Source organism: Serratia myotis, from assembly GCF_027474885.1.
GTDB classification, from domain to species: Bacteria; Pseudomonadota; Gammaproteobacteria; order Enterobacterales; family Enterobacteriaceae; genus Serratia; species Serratia proteamaculans.
Map to the genome: position 1 here is coordinate 368,511 of NZ_CP099707.1, position 18,805 is coordinate 387,315.

An 18,805-nucleotide genomic window follows, 5' to 3' on the forward strand; every position below is an offset into this window, starting at 1 on the left:
TCAGCATGCCCATCCAGGTGTTACCGCCCCAGCTTGCCAACCAGATTGCCGCCGGTGAAGTGGTCGAGCGCCCCGCGTCTGTGGTCAAGGAACTGGTGGAAAACAGTCTGGATGCCGGGGCGACGCGCATTGATATTGATATCGAACGCGGTGGCGCCAAGCTGATTCGCATCCGTGATAACGGCTGCGGTATTGGCAAGGATGATTTGGCTCTGGCGCTGGCCCGTCACGCCACCAGTAAAATCAGCACCCTCGACGATTTGGAAGCCATTGTCAGCCTCGGCTTTCGCGGTGAAGCTTTAGCCAGCATCAGCTCGGTTTCCCGTTTGACTCTCACTTCTCGCACCGCAGAACAAAACGAAGCCTGGCAGGCTTATGCCGAAGGCCGTGACCAGGCAGTAACGGTCAAGCCGGCGGCGCACCCGACAGGCAGCACGCTGGAAGTTTTGGATCTGTTCTACAACACCCCGGCGCGGCGCAAATTTATGCGCACCGAGAAAACCGAATTCGGCCATATCGATGAAGTGGTGCGACGCATTGCGCTGGCACGCTTCGATGTGGCAATTAACCTCAGCCACAATGGCAAACTGATGCGCCAGTATCGTGCGGCGAAAGATGAAAGCCAGTACGAGCGTCGCCTGGGCAGCATTTGTGGACCGGCTTTTTTACAGCATGCATTGAACATATCCTGGCAGCACGGTGATCTGACCATTCGCGGTTGGGTGGCCGATCCTGCCGGCGCGCGCCAACTGGGCGAAATGCAATATTGTTACGTCAACAGCCGCATGATGCGCGATCGTTTGATCAATCACGCCATCCGTCAGGCCTATCAGGATCAACTGAAAGACGACCAGCAGCCGGCTTATGTGCTGTATCTCGAGGTTGACCCGCATCAGGTGGACGTGAATGTCCATCCGGCCAAGCACGAAGTGCGTTTCCATCAGGCGCGGCTGGTGCACGACTTTATCTATCAGGCGGTAACCACCGTATTGCAGCAGGTTGGCAATGCACCACTGCCGCTGGCCGAGGAAACAGATCAGCCATCTGCACCAGTCTGGCAGCCGGAAAACCGCGTCGCCGCCGGTGGCAACCACTTCTCGCAGCCGGCACCGCGCCGCGAAACCGCATCGACCGAACCTGCCGTCGCGCGTGAGCGTGCGCCACAACCGGCTTATCATTCGGGCAGTGGTTATCAGAAACGTGAAGGTGAGCTGTACAGCAAACTGTTGCAGGCCACTCCGGCGGCTGAGCCTCTACGGCAAGAAACACCGAAACAGCCGCTGTTCCCTCCGGTAAAAACCGAGCAGGAAACGCCGCTGGCCGGCAGTCAGCACAGTTTCGGCCGGGTGCTGATGATCCACCCTCCCTGCTATGCGCTGATTGAAAACCGTCAGCAATTGATGTTGCTTAATCTGCCAGTGGCCGAACGCTGGCTGCGCCAGGCGCAACTCAATCCTTCGCCAGAAGGTTTGCGGCCTCAGCCGCTGCTGATCCCGATCAAGCTGACGTTGAACAAGCAAGAAGCGGCTGCCTGTGTGCACCATCAGCCGCTATTGGTAAAAATGGGGCTGGATCTGCAGGCCGATCATGGGCGTGTGACGCTGCGCGCAGTACCTTTACCATTACGCCAACAAAATTTACAAAAACTGATACCCGAACTGTTAGGCTACTTGGCCGAGCATCAGGAGATGTCGCCCGCGGTATTGGCTACCTGGTTCGCCCGCCATTTAGGGAGCGAACATGAGCAATGGAACACCTCGCAAGCGATACAATTGTTGACCGACGTTGAACGACTTTGCCCGCAGCTGGTCAAATCACCACCGAGCGGACTTTTACAACCTGTTGATTTACAGGCTGCACTGGCAGCACTTAGGCATGATTGAAACTGAAATGACACCACGTCCCCCGGCTATTTTTATCATGGGGCCGACCGCCTCGGGCAAAACCGCATTGGCGATCGCGCTGCGTGAACGCCTGCCTGTGGAATTGATCAGCGTGGATTCCGCGCTGATTTACCGCGGTATGGATATCGGCACGGCCAAACCGAGCGCTGAAGAATTGGCGCAGGCGCCGCATCGGCTGATTGATATACGCGATCCTGCCGAAGCCTACTCCGCTGCGGATTTTCGTGCCGACGCACTGAAAGAAATGGCTGCCATTACCGCTGCCGGGCGTATCCCGCTGCTGGTGGGTGGCACCATGCTTTATTTCAAGGCGTTGCTGGAAGGATTATCGCCGTTACCGCCCGCCGATCCGGCGGTGCGCGAACGCATCGAACAGCAGGCGGCAGAGCAGGGTTGGGACGCTTTACACCGTCAGTTACAAGAGATTGACCCGGTTGCGGCATTGAGAATTCATCCGAATGATCCGCAGAGACTGTCCAGAGCACTGGAAGTTTTTTTTATTTCGGGTAAAACTTTAACGGAACTGACTAAAATTTCGGGTGAATCGTTGCCGTATCATGTTCACCAATTTGCGATAGCACCGACCAGCCGTGAGTTGATTCATCAACGTATCGAGCTGCGGTACCATCAAATGTTGGCGGCAGGTTTTGAAACGGAAGCGCGTGCACTTTTTGCACGGGGTGATTTGCATACGGATTTGCCTTCCATTCGCTGTGTCGGTTATCGCCAGATGTGGTCATATTTGTCTGGCGAGATTAGTTACGATGAGATGGTTTATCGTGGTATTTGCGCAACGCGTCAGTTGGCCAAGCGCCAAATGACCTGGTTACGAGGCTGGGACTCGGTACATTGGCTGGACAGCGAGAAGCCGGGAGAGGCTTTGGACTCGGTAATACAGGTTGTTAGTGCATAGGTTGAGTGATTGTGTACAATTGATGAGTATTCAGCGCGCAAATTTTTTAGGTCGTTTATTTTAGAGCCGACAGGTTCTTAGTTAAAAACAACAAGCAAATAAGGAAAAGATAGAATGGCTAAGGGGCAATCTTTGCAAGATCCGTTCCTGAACGCATTGCGTCGTGAACGTGTTCCGGTTTCTATTTATTTGGTGAATGGTATTAAGCTGCAAGGCCAGATTGAGTCTTTTGACCAGTTTGTCATCCTGTTGAAAAACACGGTGAGCCAGATGGTTTATAAGCACGCTATCTCTACCGTTGTCCCGTCACGCCCGGTTTCGCACCATAGCAATACTCCGAGCGGCGGCACCAGTAATTATCACCATGGTAACAACCCGTCTGCGCCGCAACAGCCGCAGCAGGAAAGCGATGACGCTGAATAAAGCGCGTTGCGAGTCAACCATGACGGGGAGCATAAGCAGCCGTGGGCTGTTTATGTCCCCCAAACTCACGGGTTCCCGTTTGAGAGGTTGCACGCTTGTTTGACCGTTATGAAGCCGGTGAGCAGGCCGTCCTGGTTCATATCTATTTCTCGCAAGACAAAGATACAGAAGATCTCAGTGAGTTCGAATCCCTGGTGTCCTCTGCGGGTGTCGAAGCTTTGCAAGTGGTGACTGGTAGCCGCAAAGCCCCACATCCCAAGTACTTTGTCGGTGAAGGAAAGGCCGAAGAAATTGCAGATGCGGTAAAAGCCAGTGGCGCATCTGTTGTCCTGTTTGATCACTCCCTTTCTGCGGCGCAAGAGAGAAACCTTGAACGCCTGTGCGAATGCCGGGTGATCGATCGCACCGGGTTGATTCTAGACATCTTTGCCCAGCGTGCCCGTACCCATGAAGGTAAGCTGCAGGTAGAGCTGGCGCAGTTGCGTCACATCGCCACGCGTTTGGTTCGTGGCTGGACGCACCTTGAGCGTCAAAAAGGGGGGATTGGCCTGCGCGGGCCAGGGGAAACCCAGTTAGAGACCGACCGTCGTCTGTTACGCGATCGCATTAGCTTGATTCTACGCCGCCTGGAGCGGGTAGCTAAGCAGCGTGAACAGGGCCGACGTGCGCGTACCCGTGCTGAAGTGCCAACCGTATCGCTGGTGGGATACACCAACGCCGGTAAATCCACCCTGTTTAATCGAATAACGTCTGCGGATGTCTATGCTGCAGACCAGCTATTTGCCACCCTGGATCCAACCTTGCGGCGCATTGATGTGGCCGATGTGGGCGATACCGTGTTGGCGGATACCGTAGGCTTTATCCGGCACCTGCCGCACGATCTGGTGGCCGCCTTCAAGGCAACGCTGCAAGAAACGCGTCAGGCCTCTTTGCTGTTACATGTAATCGACGCCGCGGATACCCGTGTCGATGAAAACATTGAAGCGGTAAATACCGTGCTGGCAGAGATTGACTCGGATGAGATCCCTACACTGTTAGTGATGAACAAAATAGATATGCTGGATGATTTTGTTCCGCGTATCGACCGCAACGATGAAAACTTACCGATCCGGGTGTGGCTGTCCGCCGCCAGCGGTGAAGGTATCCCGTTGCTGTATCAGGCGTTGACGGAGCGCTTATCGGGGGAAATCGCGCATTATGAGCTGCGCTTACCGCCAGAGGCAGGCCGTCTTCGTAGCCGTTTTTACCAGCTTCAGGCAATTGAGAAAGAGTGGAACGAAGAAGACGGCAGCATTGGTGTGGTGGTGCGTATGCCCATCGTCGAATGGCGTCGCCTCTGCAAACAGGAACAGGATCTGATTAACTTTATAGTATGATCATATCCTGTTACATTTGAGCTTCGCGTAAGCCTGAAGTACCCAATCACAGAATATGGAGCTAAAACATGGCGTGGAATCAGCCCGGTAATAACGGACAGGACCGCGACCCGTGGGGGAGCAGCAATAACAATGGCGGCAACTCTGGCGGTAATAACAAAGGCGGTCGCGATCAAGGGCCACCTGATTTGGACGATATCTTCCGCAAGCTGAGCAAGAAATTGAGCGGCTTGGGCGGGGGCAAAGGCTCCAACGGCAATAACAGCGGCGGCACGGGCACCTCGGGTCCTGGCCTCAGCGGTCGTATTATCGGTATCGCCGCGGTTGCGGTGGTGGTGATTTGGGCCGCCAGCGGCTTCTACACCATCAAAGAAGCCGAGCGCGGTGTCGTGACTCGTTTTGGCAAGTTCAGTCACCTGGTACAGCCGGGTTTGAACTGGAAACCGACCTTCATCGATGAAGTTCGTCCGGTCAACGTGGAATCGGTGCGTGAACTGGCCGCTTCTGGCGTGATGCTGACCTCCGATGAGAACGTGGTGCGCGTAGAAATGAACGTGCAGTACCGTGTGACCAATCCGGAAGCGTATCTGTTCAGCGTGACCAATGCCGACGACAGCCTGAGCCAGGCTACTGACAGCGCCCTGCGTGGCGTTATCGGCAAGTACACCATGGACAAGATCCTGACCGAAGGCCGTACTATCGTGCGTAGCGATACCCAACGCGTACTGGAAGAAACTATTCGTCCGTACAACATGGGCATCACGCTGCTGGACGTCAACTTCCAGGCCGCTCGTCCGCCGGAAGAGGTAAAAGCCGCATTTGATGATGCGATTGCCGCACGTGAAAACGAGCAGCAGTACATCCGTGAGGCAGAAGCTTACGCCAACGAAGTTCAGCCACGTGCGAACGGTCAGGCGCAGCGTCTGCTAGAAGATGCCAAGGCGTATAAAGACCGTACCATCCTGGAAGCTCAGGGTGAGGTTGCTGGCTTTGCCAAGCTGTTGCCGGAATACAAGTCTGCACCGCAAATTACCCGCGAGCGTCTGTATATCGAAACCATGGAAAAAGTCCTGAGCCACACCCGTAAGGTGTTGGTGAATGACAAAGGCAACAATCTGATGGTGTTGCCACTGGATCAAATGCTGCGTGGCCAAGCCGGCGCGGCAGCTGACGGCAGTAAAGACACCAGCCTGATTCGTCTCAACCCGGGTACATCTGCCAACAGCGGCGCCAGCTCCAGCAGCCAGCGCACCAGCAACGGCTCGGTCATGGACCAGCGCCGGGCTAATGCACAGCGTGACGACACCACTCGCGTAGGGAGAGAATAATCAATGCGTAAGTCTTTTGTAGTAATCGTCCTCGCGGTGCTGGTGGCGTTGTACGCCTCTCTGTTCGTGGTTCAGGAAGGTCAGCGTGGCATCGTGCTGCGTTTTGGCAAGGTACTGCGTGACAGCGACAATAAACCGCTGGTATATGCGCCGGGTCTGCACTTCAAGATCCCGTTCATTGAGTCAGTGAAAACGCTGGACGCACGTATCCAGACTATGGACAACCAGGCTGACCGCTTTGTTACCAGCGAGAAGAAAGACCTGATCGTCGATTCTTACCTGAAATGGCGTATCAGCGATTTCAGCCGTTACTACCTGGCAACCGGCGGCGGTGATGTTTCACAGGCCGAAGTGCTGCTGAAACGTAAATTCAGTGACCGTCTGCGTTCCGAGATTGGTCGTCTGGATGTGAAAGACATCGTAACCGACTCGCGCGGCAAGCTGATGTCCGACGTACGTGACGCGCTGAACACCGGTACCGTGGGTGATGACCAGGAAGTGGCGACCACCGAAGCCGATGACGCTATCGCCTCTGCGGCGGCGCGTGTTGAAAAGGAAACCACCGGCAAACTGCCGAAGGTTAACCCGAACAGCATGGCGGCATTGGGTATCGAAGTAATCGACGTGCGTATCAAGCAGATCAACCTGCCGGCCGAAGTGTCTGATGCAATCTACCAGCGTATGCGCGCCGAGCGTGAAGCGGTAGCCCGTCGTCACCGTTCACAGGGTCAGGAAGAAGCTGAGAAGCTGCGCGCGACTGCAGACTATGAAGTGACTCGTACCCTGGCAGAAGCCGAACGTACGGCGCGTATCACTCGTGGTGACGGTAATGCCGAAGCGGCCAAACTGTTTGCTAACGCATTCAGCCAGGATCCGGACTTCTACGCCTTCATCCGTAGCCTGCGTGCTTATGAAACCAGCTTCAGCAGCAGTAACCAGGACGTGATGGTACTGAGCCCGGACAGCGATTTCTTCCGCTACATGAAGTCGCCTGATTCCGTGCGCAAGTAACCACGACAGGTTAATGATCGAGGGCCCGTTTAAACGCGGGCCCTTTCTTTTTGGGAGTCACTGATGAATTCAACGATCTGGCTGGCACTTGGGCTGGTTTTGGTGCTGGAAGGCTTGGGCCCGATGTTGTTCCCGCAGGCCTGGCGTAAAATGATACTGGCGATGACCCAGTTTCCTGACGCGACACTGCGTCGATTTGGCGGTGGAATAGTGGTTGCGGGCTGCGTGATCTACTACATGTTGCGTACACACGCAGGGGTTTAAAGTTTAGCCTAAAAAATATGCAACCCTATGCTAAAAGTGCTGAAACTCACGAATTACGGTGGTAGAATCCATTTTTAAGCAACCGGTGATTTTTAAAATGGGTAAGAACGTCGTCGTACTGGGCACTCAATGGGGTGACGAAGGTAAGGGCAAGGTCGTAGACCTGCTGACCGAACGGGCTCAATATGTAGTGCGCTACCAAGGGGGCCATAACGCTGGCCACACTCTGGTTATTAACGGTGAAAAAACCGTCCTTCATTTGATTCCTTCAGGCATTCTGCGTGCAAACGTGACCAGCATCATCGGCAACGGTGTGGTTCTGGCTCCAGACGCATTGATGAAAGAAATGGGTGAACTCGAAGCGCGCGGCATCCCGGTACGCGAACGTCTGTTACTGTCCGAAGCCTGCCCGCTGATCCTGCCTTATCACGTTGCGCTGGATAACGCGCGCGAGAAAGCACGTGGCGCGAAAGCCATCGGCACCACCGGTCGCGGTATTGGCCCGGCTTACGAAGATAAAGTTGCTCGCCGCGGTCTGCGCGTTAGCGACCTGTTCAACAAAGAAACCTTCGCCGTTAAGCTGAAGGAAATCGTTGATTATCATAACTTCCAGTTGGTCAACTACTACAAAGTTGAAGCCGTTGATTACCAGGCGACTTTGGATTACGTGCTGTCTATCGCCGATATCCTGACCGCCATGGTTGTTGATGTGTCCGAACTGCTGGACGGTGCGCGCAAGCGTGGCGATCTGATCATGTTCGAAGGCGCACAAGGCACCCTGCTGGATATCGACCACGGTACCTATCCGTACGTAACCTCTTCCAACACCACTGCTGGCGGCGTTGCTACCGGTTCAGGTATTGGTCCGCGTTACGTGGATTACGTGCTGGGCATCGTTAAAGCCTACTCCACCCGTGTGGGTGCAGGTCCGTTCCCCACTGAGCTGTTCGATGAAACCGGTGAGTTCCTGTGCAAGCAGGGTAACGAGTTCGGCGCCACTACGGGTCGTCGTCGTCGTACCGGCTGGCTGGACGCGGTAGCTGTTCGCCGCTCAGTACAGATCAACTCCCTGTCCGGCTTCTGCCTGACCAAGCTGGACGTGCTGGACGGCTTGAAAGAAGTGAAGATCTGCGTGGGTTACCGCATGCCTGACGGCCGCGAAATGACCACCACTCCGCTGGCGGCTGAAGGTTGGGAAGGTATCGAGCCAATCTACGAAAGCATGCCGGGCTGGAGCGACACCACCTTTGGCGTGAAAGAACACAGCAAACTGCCACAGGCGGCGCTGAACTACATCAAGCGCATTGAAGAGCTGACTGGCGTACCGGTAGACATTATCTCTACTGGCCCAGACCGTAGCGAAACCATGATCCTGCGCGACCCGTTCGACGCATAATCTGGCCTTGCTGCAGTAAAACAAACCGGGCAATGTCCCGGTTTGTTTTTATCATGTTTCTCCCCGGTTGCGGTTTCACTTCGAAAAATCCTTTCTTTAACCTATCCAGAGCCCGAGATACGCTAAATAATTAGCGGCGAACTCTCTGGCTGGTTTATTATCCAATAAGTAATCTTTTGAATAATGCCGAAAATCGGCGTATCAGACGGGTAAAATGATACCCAGAGGTAGATGTGCAGTTAACAAGTTTTACTGATTACGGCCTGCGGGCGTTGATCTACATGGCCTCGCTGCCACCGGACAAAATGACCAGCATCTCGGAAGTTACCGAGGTCTACGGCGTGTCCAGAAACCATATGGTAAAGATCATCAATCAGTTAAGCCGGGTTGGGTTTGTGACCGCGGTGCGCGGTAAGAACGGCGGCATCCGTTTGGGCAAACCGGCCGAAACCATTCGCCTCGGCGATGTCGTCAGGGCGCTGGAGCCGCTCTCACTGGTTAACTGCAGCAGTAACTTTTGCCACATAACCCCTGCTTGTCGCCTGAAACTGGTGCTGCAACAGGGCGTACAGAATTTCCTTGAAGAGCTGGACAGCCATACGCTGGCCGATATGGTCGAAGACAATCCATCGCTCTACAAGCTATTGCTTGTCGAATAAAGCGTCGCTGAGAAGACAAGGCTCAGCGGCACCCTGCTGATGACAACGGAGGAACCGCAATGTCACAAGATCCATTCCTGGAACGAGAAGCAGAAAAATATGAATCCCCAATCCCAAGCCGTGAATTCATTCTGGCCCATCTGGCGAAAAGAGAAACGCCGGCTAGCCGCGAAGAGCTGGCCAAAGAGCTGAATTTAACCGGTGAAGAACCTTTAGAAGCGTTGCGCCGCCGTCTGCGTGCGATGGAGCGTGACGGTCAGTTAATCTTTACCCGCCGCCAGTGCTATGCACTGCCGGAACGCCTTGATCTGCTGCGCGGCACCGTTATCGGTCACCGTGATGGCTTTGGTTTCCTGCGTATTGAAGGCAGCAAAGACGACCTGTATCTGTCAGCCGAGCAGATGAAAATGGCGATCCACGGTGATGTGGTGCTGGCACAGGCAATGGCTGCAGACCGTAAGGGCCGCCGTGAAGCGCGTATCGTCCGCGTATTGGTGCCAAAAACCAGCCAAATCGTCGGCCGCTTCTTTATGGACGCCGGTACCGGCTTTGTGGTGCCGGACGACAGCCGCCTGAGCTTTGACATCCTGATCCCTGCTGAGGCCGCCAGCGGTGCGCGCATGGGCTTTATGGTGGTGGTTGAGCTGACCCAGCGTCCGACCCGCCGTACCAAAGCGGTGGGCAAGATCGTTGAGATCCTCGGCGATAAAATGGGCACCAGCATGGCGGTTGATATCGCTCTGCGCACCCATGAGATCCCGCATGTCTGGCCACCACAGGTAGAAAAACAGGTTGCCGACCTCAGCGAACAGGTACCGGAAGCCGCCAAGAAAGGCCGTGTCGATCTGCGTCAGTTACCGCTGGTGACTATTGATGGCGAAGACGCGCGCGATTTCGATGATGCGGTTTACTGCGAGAAGAAACGCGGCGGTGGCTGGCGCCTGTGGGTAGCTATTGCCGACGTCAGTTACTACGTACGCCCGCGCACGGCGCTGGATGACGAAGCGCGTAACCGTGCGACTTCGGTGTACTTCCCGTCGGAGGTTATCCCGATGCTGCCGGAAGTGCTGTCCAACGGCCTGTGCTCGCTGAACCCGCAGGTTGACCGCCTGTGTATGGTGTGTGAGATGACCATCTCCGCCCAGGGGCGTCTGTCGACGGCCAAATTCTATGAAGCGGTAATGAGTTCTCATGCCCGTTTAACCTACAACAAAGTCTGGCACATCTTGCAGGGCGATCAGGAGCTGCGTGAGCATTATCACCCGCTGGTCAAGCACCTGGAGGAACTGCACACCATGTACAAGGTGCTGGATCAGGCGCGTGCCGAACGTGGCGGTATTGCTTTCGAAACCGAAGAAGCCAAGTTTATCTTCAACGCCGAACGCCGTATTGAGCGCGTAGAGCCAACGGTGCGTAACGACGCCCACAAGCTGATCGAAGAGTGCATGATCATGGCGAACGTCGCCGCGGCGCGCTTCGTTGAGAAGAATAACGAGCCGGCGCTGTTCCGTGTGCACGATCGTCCGAGCGACGATCACATTACCGCATTGCGCAGCGTGTTGGGCGAACTGGGTCTGACGTTGGGCGGCGGCAACAAGCCGCAGCCGAAGGACTACGCCACTTTGATGGATGAAGTGTCCGAACGTCCTGACCATGAAATGCTGCAAACCATGCTGCTGCGTTCCATGAAGCAGGCCGTCTACGATCCGGAAAACCGGGGCCACTTTGGTCTGGCGCTGGCTTCTTATGGCCACTTCACCTCACCGATCCGCCGTTACCCGGATCTGGCGATGCACCGCGCGATCAAATATCAGCTGGCTAAAGAGCACGGTGAGCCGAAAGAGCGCTGGACGCCGACCGGTGGCTGGCACAGCGAGTTTGAAGAAATGCTGCAGCTGGGCGAACACTGTTCGATGGCCGAACGCCGTGCTGATGAAGCTACGCGTAACGTGGCCGACTGGCTGAAATGCGACTTTATGCAGGATCACGTTGGCGAAGTGTTCAGCGGTATTATTGCCAGCGTGACCGGCTTTGGTTTCTTCGTCCGCCTGAACGATCTGTTTATCGACGGTCTGGTGCACGTATCATCGCTGGATAATGACTATTATCGCTACGATAATATCGGTCAGCGTCTGATTGGCGAATCCTCCGGTGTGGTTTATCGCCTGGGTGATACGGTGGAGATCCGCGTTGAAGCGGTGCATATGGACGAGCGTAAAATCGACTTCGCTCTGGTCTCCAGCACTCGCAAACCGCGTGGTGAAGGCAAAACCGAACGCGATCGTGCCAAGAATGGTGGCCAACGCACTCTGCGTGGCGGGGCCGGTGCAGGCCGTACTTCTGCGCCACGCAAACGTCGTGGTGGCAAAGCGCCAGCCAATTTTGAACCTGACAGCGCCTTCCGTAAAGACGAAGCCAAACCCGCTGACAAGGTGAAGAAAGACAAAAAGGCGAAAGCCAAGAAAGTGTCCGACAAAACCCGGAAAATAGCGTCGGCGACCAAGGCCAAACGCGCCGGCAAGAAGAAAGGTGCTGAGCAGGCTTAATCTGCCACACGTCATTATCACCGGCTGGCATACGCCAGCCGCACAGTTAAAAGAGCATCATGAGCGAAATTATTTACGGTATTCATGCCGTCAAGGCCCTGTTAGACAACGATCCGCAACGCTTCCTGGAAGTGTTTATCCTCAAAGGGCGTGACGATCGCCGCTTGCAGCCGCTGATTGCCGAGCTGGAAGCGACCGGCATTGTGATCCAGGTGGCAAACCGCCAGTGGCTGGATGAGAAAGTCGAGGGCGCGGTGCATCAGGGCATTATCGCCCGGGTGCGCGAAGGGCGTCAGTATCAGGAAAATGACTTGCCGAAGTTGCTTGAAAGCGTGGATACGCCGTTCCTGCTGGTGCTGGATGGCGTGACCGACCCGCACAACCTCGGGGCCTGTCTTCGCAGCGCCGATGCGGCCGGTGTACACGCGGTCATTGTTCCGCGCGATCGTTCTGCCCAGCTGAATGCCACGGCCAAGAAAGTAGCTTGCGGCGCGGCGGAAAACGTTCCGTTGATTCGCGTGACCAACCTGGCGCGAACCCTGCGTTTGCTGCAGGAAATGAACGTCTGGGTCGTCGGCACTGCCGGCGAAGCCGACCACACCTTGTTCCAGAGCAAAATGACCGGCCCAATGGCGCTGGTGATGGGCGCGGAAGGCGAAGGTATGCGTCGCCTGACTCGCGAGCACTGCGATGAGTTGATCAGCATCCCGATGGCAGGCACGGTATCTTCACTGAACGTTTCAGTCGCCACTGGCATCTGTCTGTTTGAAGCGGTGCGTCAGCGCAGCTGATTTACCGGTAAGGGCGCAGAATTTTGTGCCCTTATTACTTTCTCAATTCCCACCCTGTGATCTTACCTGCGGCAGAAATCCCCCTGACGACCATAATTACTCCTGACGCTTTTATCAGGGAGCAAGCCCATGGTCTGGAATACACACACCGTTTTTAATCAGCCGAAGCCACTGGGGAACAGTAATTTGTTCCTGTCCGATACGCCGCTGCATGAAGCGGTACAGCGCGAACAAGCCGGTTGGGATGTCGAGGTGCTGGCCTCGCTGGGCCAACAGTTGGGCACCCAGGAGTCACTGGAGCTGGGGCGACTGGCCAATGCCAATCCGCCGGAGCTGCTGCGCTATGATGCCACCGGCCAGCGGTTGGACGATGTCCGTTTCCATCCCGCCTGGCATATCCTGATGCAGGGGCTGATTGCCAACCGGGTGCATAACCTGCCGTGGCAGGAGGATGCCCGCATTGGTTCGTTCGTGGCACGCGCCGCGCGCTTTGTACTGCATGCCCAGGTCGAAGCCGGCACCCTGTGTCCGGTGACCATGACTTTTGGCGCCATTCCACTGCTGCAGCGCTCATTACCTGCAGAATTCCAATCCTGGCTGACGCCGCTGCTTTCCGACCGTTACGATGCGCATTTGTTGCCCGGTGGGCAAAAGCGCGGTTTGTTGATTGGCATGGGGATGACAGAAAAGCAGGGCGGTTCCGACGTATTGAGCAATACCACCACCGCCAACCCGCTGGCGGTACGGGGCACGGGGGAAGCTTACCGGCTGGTGGGACACAAATGGTTCTTCTCGGTGCCGCAGAGCGATGCGCACCTGGTGCTGGCGCAGGCCGAGGGCGGTCTGTCCTGCTTCTTTCTGCCGCGTATTTTGCCGGACGGCACGCGCAACGCCATTCGGCTGGAACGGCTGAAGGATAAGCTGGGTAATCGCTCCAACGCCAGCGGTGAGGTGGAGTTCCAGGATGCCATCGCCTGGCTGGTGGGTGAGGAAGGGGACGGTGTGCGGCATATCCTGAAAATGGGCGGTCTGACGCGTTTTGACTGTGCGTTGGGCAGCCAGGGTTTGATGCGCCGCGCGTTGTCGGTGGCGCTATACCACGCTCTGCAGCGGCAGGCGTTTGGCAAGCCCCTGATCGAGCAGCCTATGATGCGCCAGGTATTGGCACGGATGGCGTTGCGGCTGGAGGGGCAGACGGCGGCCTTGATGCGCCTGGCGCGTGCCTATGACAGCATTGGCGTCGGAGCCCCTTTGGAACAGGCGCTGTGTCGGGTAATGACCCCGGCGGCGAAGTTTGAAGTCTGCCGGCAAGGCATCCCTTTTGTTGGCGAAGCGATGGAGGCGCTGGGCGGTATTGGCTACTGCGAAGAGAGTGAACTGCCGCGGCTGTACCGTGAAATGCCGGTGAACAGTATCTGGGAAGGCTCCGGCAATATTATGTGTCTGGACGTGATGCGGGCCTGGGGAAAGCTGCCGGTGGTGCAGGAGGCGCTGGAGCTTGAGTTTGGCGAGGTCAGGGGACAGAACCGCCACTTTGATCACCAATGGCGACGGCTGCTCCAGTTGATGCGCAAACCCCAGGAAGAGCAGGGCCGCACGGTTACCGGCGCGTTATTCAATCTGTTCGCCGCAGCGCAGCTTCTGCGTTACAGTTCACCGCCGTTGGCGGAAGCCTGGTGTCAAATGATGCTTGATGCCCGCGGTGAACGAGCATTACCAGACCGACTGTGCGAGACGCTGTTCGCCCGAGCGATGGGTGGCTAGGGAAAACAGTGGCGCTACAGCGGGAAAAGCTTTTTAATTCAGCACTTGGCCCGTAAGGGATACTGACCTCTGACCAGGAAAATGACATGGATATTCTCAGCGCGTTGGCGGCATTCGCCTCTTATTTCTTCAGTGGCTTTGCCATGGTTCTGGTGTTTTTGTTTGTCTATACCCGCATTACGCCGCATGACGAATGGGCGTTGATCAAGGCCGACAATCAGTCAGCCGCCTTTGGTTTTGTCGGTGCCTGCCTGGGTTATGTGATCCCGCTGGCCAGTGCGGCGATCAACTCGGTCAGCCTGCTGGACTACCTGTTATGGGGCGTGGTGGCATTGGTGGTACAGCTGCTGCTGTTTGCGGCGGTGAAAATCTACATGCCGCGTATCAGCGACAAGATTGAAGCCAATCACGTAGCTGCCGGGATTTTCCTGGGGGGCGTATCGATCAGTGGCGGCGTGTTGAATGCGGCCTGTATGACCTACTAAAGATAGAGTATTGCCGAGGCGCGCCAGCCTTGCTGATGCGCCTGTTCTTCCAGCCGCAGGATCCGGTAATAGCTCGCGCCATGCTCATCAGCCTTGCGGGCAATCAATTGTTCGACATCCTGAGGCGAGCCGGACAGGTTATTCAGGGTGATTTCCGCAATTTCGCTAAGCGGCGTAACGCGGTCTGCGGGCGCCAATTCAGCGGATTGGGCGCTGGCGCTGAGTAACCCCATTGAAAGCAGGAGGGCGGTGAGTGCGGCGGAGCGTGTCATGGCGTTCCCCTTGGTCGGATCCTGGATCCACGCCCGCAGGCTGCGGCGCGCTGACCGCCAGTGTGCAACAGCCAACTTCAGTCTGTGCAAAGCCAATGTAAATCTTTTTAAAACTCCAGCGTTTACCGGTACAGGATCGCTTGCGAATACCATTGGCCGGGAACCACGGTTTCACTGTTCATCATGATCATGTAATAGCGTGCACCGCTGGCGTTGGCTTTCTTCTGAATTTCCGCCTCTACATCCATTGGACTACCGCGGACCAGCGCGCTGGTGGTGCCCATTTTCACCAGACTGCCGGTTTGCGCCCGGGTGATCTCTTGCGCTTGCCCGGTGGGTGCCGGTGGGGCTTTTGGCGTAGTGGTCATTATGCCGCAGGCGCTAAGCAGCGTGACCAGCGTCAGGGGCAGTAACAGGCGGGACGGTTTCATAGGCACCTCGGTATAGCGGATAGCATGATTTCAGTGTAACCCATTATAAATTGGAACAGATTAAGCTAATGCTTTTTAGCGCAAGTTTGCCATTATGAAGGCCAACAGCAACGCAGAGGGAAAACGGATGATTGAAATCTATGACGAGCGAGTGGGAGACATTGCGGTGATCCACGCAGTGCCCGCGGGACAGTATCATCAACCGCTGCCGACGGTATTTTTCTACCATGGTTATACCTCTTCGAAAGAAGTCTATGCCTACTTTGCCTATGCCTTGGCCAAGGTCGGGTTTCGCGTGGTACTGCCGGATGCCGATCTGCACGGCGAGCGTTTTGATGGTGATGAACCGAAGCGGCTGGCCAGATTTTGGGAGATCCTCCGCCGCAATATCGACGAGTTACCGGCACTGAAGGCGCATTTTGAGCAGCGCGATCTGGTTGCCGGAGGGCGTATTGGCGTGGCTGGGGCATCAATGGGCGGGATGACGACGCTGGGCAGCTTTGCCCGTTATCCGTGGGTGAAGGCTGCTGCCAGTCTGATGGGGGCCGGTTATTACACCTCCCTGGCGCAAACGCTGTTCCCGCCGCTGGATGAGCAGGGGGAGCCTTTGTCGCCCAGCGGCTTTGACACGCGCATTGCCGTGCTGGCGGAATACGGTCTGGAGCACCAGTTGGAAAAAATTGCCGACCGCCCACTGTTGCTGTGGCACGGTGAGGCGGACGATCTGGTACCGGCGGCGGAAAGCCTGCGGTTGGCGACTGAACTGCGCCAGAGCGGCTGGGACCGGCAATTGACGTTGCTCACTGAGCCGGGGGTCAAGCATCGCATTACGCCGCAGGCGCTCAGTGCTACCGCTGATTTCTTCGTGAGAACGCTGTAAAAAAAGCCCCCTGCATGCAGGGGGCTGATGGTGACTTGCGTATTTTAATTGACTGTTTTGGGCACGACTTGCTTCCCTGGTACTGCATTTTCACTTAGCGATAGAGCTCGGCGCTGACGTGGATGGTGCTGTTGTTTTCAGGCTCATGCAGGGCAATGATCCGATAGGCAGTGGCGCCGCGCTGATCGGCTATCTTGCTCACCTGGCTGGTGGCGTCATCCGGGGAGACCACATTCTGGTTCAGCGTGACGAATCCTACGCTCTGACGTTGGTCAGCCTGATGGGAAGTGATCTCGGTCGCGGCCATGACGTTGGCGGAAAACAGCAAAGCAATGGCGGTAGCGATGGTAATACGTTTCATAATTGCCTCTCTTAACTGTTTGCTTCAACGGCCTGACAGCGGATGCCAGTGCAGCAAAAAGTTATTTGCATGTATTGAATAACCTCAAATCTTTTTCGTCGCGCTGTCTGCGGCGGATAACTACCATTTTAGACCTTCCCGTCGGATTAAAAAGGCCGTCATTTTGATGACCTCCTTCAAAAAAAATGAATGAAATTCACGCGGCAGTGATGATTTCATTGAGGGATTTTTTGAACTGATGGATTTGTGTACATAGGTTTTGCTAACAGCAAATCGTGCTATTTTCGCATCCGCTTCGCATTACCGATAATAAGCCCCCTTCGACCCTTGAGTTTTTCAGCCTGCGCAAGTATGATTACGCGTCATTTTTTCAGCCGCACACACATACACGTTCCTTGCTTCCATGGGCCGCGGTTGACCCTGACAGGAGGCTGAATAATCCGTAAGGAGCAATTCGATGCGTCATTACGAAATCGTTTTTATGGTCCACCCTGACCAAAGCGAACAGGTTCCGGGCATGATCGAGCGTTACAGTGCTACCATCACTAACGCTGCTGGTCAGATTCACCGTCTGGAAGACTGGGGCCGCCGTCAACTGGCTTACCCGATCAACAAACTGCACAAAGCTCACTACGTTCTGCTGAACGTTGAAGCTCCGCAGGAAGCGATCGATGAGCTGGAAACAAACTTCCGCTTCAACGACGCCGTTATCCGCAGCATGGTTATGCGCGTTAAGCACGCGGTAACTGAAGCATCTCCGATGGTTAAAGCGAAAGACGAACGTCGTGGCGATCGCCGCGAAGACTTCGCTAACGAAACCGCAGATGATGCAGATGCTGGGGATTCTGAAGAGTAATTTACCGTGACGGCTAATCGGCTGACGTTGTCTGGCACAGTGTGCAAGACGCCGACGCGTAAAGTGAGCCCGTCAGGTATTCCACATTGCCAGTTCGTGCTTGAGCACCGTTCAGTGCAGGTGGAAGCCGGTTTTACCCGGCAAGCCTGGTGTCGTATGCCGGTGATTATCAGCGGCAAAGCCCATCAGGCCATTACTCAAAGTATAACGGTCGGTACGCCTCTCACCGTTTCAGGTTTCATTAGCAGCCATCAAGGGCGCAATGGACTGAACAAGACGGTGTTGCATGCCGAGCAGATTGAATTGATAGATTCTGGAGACTAGCCTAATGGCACGTTATTTCCGTCGTCGCAAGTTCTGCCGTTTCACAGCGGAAGGCGTTGTTGAGATCGATTACAAAGATATCGCAACGCTGAAAAACTACATTACCGAAAGCGGTAAAATTGTCCCGAGCCGTATTACCGGTACTCGTGCAAAATACCAGCGTCAGCTGGCTCGCTGCATCAAGCGTGCTCGCTACCTGTCCCTGCTGCCATACACTGATCGTCATCAGTAATCGGCCGCCGTCTATTAACGACTTTAAGAGGATAAGGTAATGCAAGTTATTCTGCTTGATAAAGTAGCAAACCTGGGCAGCCTGGGTGATCAAGTTAACGTTAAAGCGGGCTACGCCCGTAACTTCCTGGTACCACAGGGCAAAGCTGTTCCTGCTACCAAGAAAAACGTAGAGTTCTTCGAAGTACGCCGTGCAGAACTGGAAGCCAAACTGGCTGAAATTCTGACTGCTGCTGAAGCTCGCGCAACCAAGATCAACGAACTGGGTTCAGTCACCATCGCGTCTAAATCAGGCGACGAAGGTAAACTGTTCGGCTCTATCGGCACCCGCGACATCGCTGACGCAGTTACTGCGGCTGGCGTTGAAGTTGCCAAGAGCGAAGTTCGTCTGCCGAATGGCGTTCTGCGTACCACTGGTGAACACGAAGTTCAGTTCCAGGTACACAGCGACGTATTCGCACAGCTGAATGTAGTTGTGGTAGCAGAAGCTTAATCGCTGCTGCTCACCAAGTTAAAACGCCAGCCTCGTGCTGGCGTTTTGCTTTTCTGCGTCCGGCAAAACGCGTTACCCTGTTATCACCCTGGGTGAG

21 protein-coding genes are annotated in these 18,805 nt (G+C 55.5%); 18 read left to right on the forward strand and 3 right to left on the reverse strand.

What is annotated here, in order from left to right:
* The first annotated feature begins 5 nt into the window (after positions 1-5).
* The 13 genes from mutL (at position 6) to NHG65_RS01705 (ending at position 14,860) form a co-directional block, all read left to right on the forward strand.
* Entirely contained in the window at positions 6-1,883 is a 1,878-nt protein-coding gene (gene mutL / locus NHG65_RS01645; protein ID WP_262261522.1) for a DNA mismatch repair endonuclease MutL, read from the forward strand.
* The gene (miaA, locus tag NHG65_RS01650) at positions 1,876-2,817 is read left to right on the forward strand and encodes a tRNA (adenosine(37)-N6)-dimethylallyltransferase MiaA (RefSeq protein ID WP_207978118.1); all 942 of its coding nucleotides are present in this window, start codon (positions 1,876-1,878) and stop codon (positions 2,815-2,817) included. The genes mutL and miaA overlap by 8 nt, the downstream gene beginning before the upstream one ends.
* Before the next feature lie 114 nt (positions 2,818-2,931).
* Positions 2,932-3,240, forward strand: coding sequence for an RNA chaperone Hfq (hfq, locus tag NHG65_RS01655; RefSeq protein WP_012004894.1), 309 nt, complete (start codon positions 2,932-2,934; stop codon positions 3,238-3,240).
* 95 nt (positions 3,241-3,335) lie between these two features.
* On the forward strand, positions 3,336-4,616 hold the full coding sequence (gene hflX / locus NHG65_RS01660) for a ribosome rescue GTPase HflX (RefSeq protein ID WP_085119406.1): 1,281 nt from the start codon (positions 3,336-3,338) through the stop codon (positions 4,614-4,616).
* Positions 4,617-4,684: 68 nt separating this feature from the next.
* Positions 4,685-5,944: an FtsH protease activity modulator HflK gene (gene hflK, locus NHG65_RS01665; protein ID WP_085119407.1), complete on the forward strand. Its 1,260-nt coding sequence runs from the start codon at positions 4,685-4,687 to the stop codon at positions 5,942-5,944.
* A gap of 3 nt (positions 5,945-5,947) precedes the next feature.
* The gene (gene hflC / locus NHG65_RS01670) at positions 5,948-6,955 is read left to right on the forward strand and encodes a protease modulator HflC (protein ID WP_085119409.1); all 1,008 of its coding nucleotides are present in this window, start codon (positions 5,948-5,950) and stop codon (positions 6,953-6,955) included.
* A 63-nt stretch (positions 6,956-7,018) separates the two neighbouring features.
* Positions 7,019-7,219, forward strand: a complete 201-nt coding sequence (locus NHG65_RS01675; RefSeq protein ID WP_017891360.1) for a DUF2065 domain-containing protein — start codon at positions 7,019-7,021, stop codon at positions 7,217-7,219.
* 97 nt (positions 7,220-7,316) lie between these two features.
* Positions 7,317-8,615, forward strand: a complete 1,299-nt coding sequence (locus NHG65_RS01680; RefSeq protein ID WP_099064530.1) for an adenylosuccinate synthase — start codon at positions 7,317-7,319, stop codon at positions 8,613-8,615.
* Between the two features lie 233 nt (positions 8,616-8,848).
* Positions 8,849-9,274: a nitric oxide-sensing transcriptional repressor NsrR gene (nsrR, locus tag NHG65_RS01685; RefSeq protein ID WP_085119411.1), complete on the forward strand. Its 426-nt coding sequence runs from the start codon at positions 8,849-8,851 to the stop codon at positions 9,272-9,274.
* Between the two features lie 59 nt (positions 9,275-9,333).
* Positions 9,334-11,820: a ribonuclease R gene (rnr, locus tag NHG65_RS01690; RefSeq protein ID WP_017891362.1), complete on the forward strand. Its 2,487-nt coding sequence runs from the start codon at positions 9,334-9,336 to the stop codon at positions 11,818-11,820.
* Positions 11,821-11,879: 59 nt separating this feature from the next.
* The gene (gene rlmB, locus NHG65_RS01695) at positions 11,880-12,611 is read left to right on the forward strand and encodes a 23S rRNA (guanosine(2251)-2'-O)-methyltransferase RlmB (protein ID WP_085119414.1); all 732 of its coding nucleotides are present in this window, start codon (positions 11,880-11,882) and stop codon (positions 12,609-12,611) included.
* Positions 12,612-12,740: 129 nt separating this feature from the next.
* Complete coding sequence (locus NHG65_RS01700; RefSeq protein ID WP_499182872.1) at positions 12,741-14,375, forward strand: isovaleryl-CoA dehydrogenase; 1,635 nt, start codon at positions 12,741-12,743, stop codon at positions 14,373-14,375.
* 86 nt (positions 14,376-14,461) lie between these two features.
* Positions 14,462-14,860 (forward strand): DUF350 domain-containing protein, encoded by a 399-nt coding sequence (locus tag NHG65_RS01705; RefSeq protein WP_099064471.1) that lies wholly within the window; start codon positions 14,462-14,464, stop codon positions 14,858-14,860.
* Here NHG65_RS01705 and NHG65_RS01710 read toward each other — a convergent pair.
* Complete coding sequence (locus tag NHG65_RS01710) at positions 14,857-15,132, reverse strand: YdgH/BhsA/McbA family protein (protein ID WP_499182873.1); 276 nt, start codon at positions 15,130-15,132, stop codon at positions 14,857-14,859. The genes NHG65_RS01705 and NHG65_RS01710 overlap by 4 nt on opposite strands.
* A gap of 122 nt (positions 15,133-15,254) precedes the next feature.
* A complete protein-coding gene (gene bsmA, locus NHG65_RS01715; protein ID WP_099064473.1) occupies positions 15,255-15,563 on the reverse strand; it encodes a biofilm peroxide resistance protein BsmA in 309 nt (102 codons plus the stop codon).
* A gap of 127 nt (positions 15,564-15,690) precedes the next feature.
* Between bsmA and yjfP the strand changes: the two genes are divergently transcribed.
* Complete coding sequence (gene yjfP, locus NHG65_RS01720) at positions 15,691-16,443, forward strand: esterase (protein ID WP_219015269.1); 753 nt, start codon at positions 15,691-15,693, stop codon at positions 16,441-16,443.
* A gap of 94 nt (positions 16,444-16,537) precedes the next feature.
* On the opposite strand, the gene NHG65_RS01725 is transcribed toward yjfP, so the two are convergent.
* On the reverse strand, positions 16,538-16,804 hold the full coding sequence (locus NHG65_RS01725; protein WP_085119424.1) for a YdgH/BhsA/McbA family protein: 267 nt from the start codon (positions 16,802-16,804) through the stop codon (positions 16,538-16,540).
* A 457-nt stretch (positions 16,805-17,261) separates the two neighbouring features.
* On the opposite strand from NHG65_RS01725, the gene rpsF reads away from it, so the two are divergent.
* The 4 genes from rpsF to rplI are packed head-to-tail and all read left to right on the forward strand — an operon-like array spanning position 17,262 to position 18,708.
* A complete protein-coding gene (gene rpsF, locus NHG65_RS01730; RefSeq protein WP_006317459.1) occupies positions 17,262-17,660 on the forward strand; it encodes a 30S ribosomal protein S6 in 399 nt (132 codons plus the stop codon).
* A gap of 6 nt (positions 17,661-17,666) precedes the next feature.
* Positions 17,667-17,984, forward strand: a complete 318-nt coding sequence (gene priB, locus NHG65_RS01735; RefSeq protein ID WP_085119426.1) for a primosomal replication protein N — start codon at positions 17,667-17,669, stop codon at positions 17,982-17,984.
* 4 nt (positions 17,985-17,988) lie between these two features.
* Complete coding sequence (rpsR, locus tag NHG65_RS01740) at positions 17,989-18,216, forward strand: 30S ribosomal protein S18 (RefSeq protein WP_002210155.1); 228 nt, start codon at positions 17,989-17,991, stop codon at positions 18,214-18,216.
* 39 nt (positions 18,217-18,255) lie between these two features.
* Complete coding sequence (gene rplI / locus NHG65_RS01745) at positions 18,256-18,708, forward strand: 50S ribosomal protein L9 (RefSeq protein WP_012004910.1); 453 nt, start codon at positions 18,256-18,258, stop codon at positions 18,706-18,708.
* The last annotated feature ends 97 nt before the right edge of the window (positions 18,709-18,805 follow it).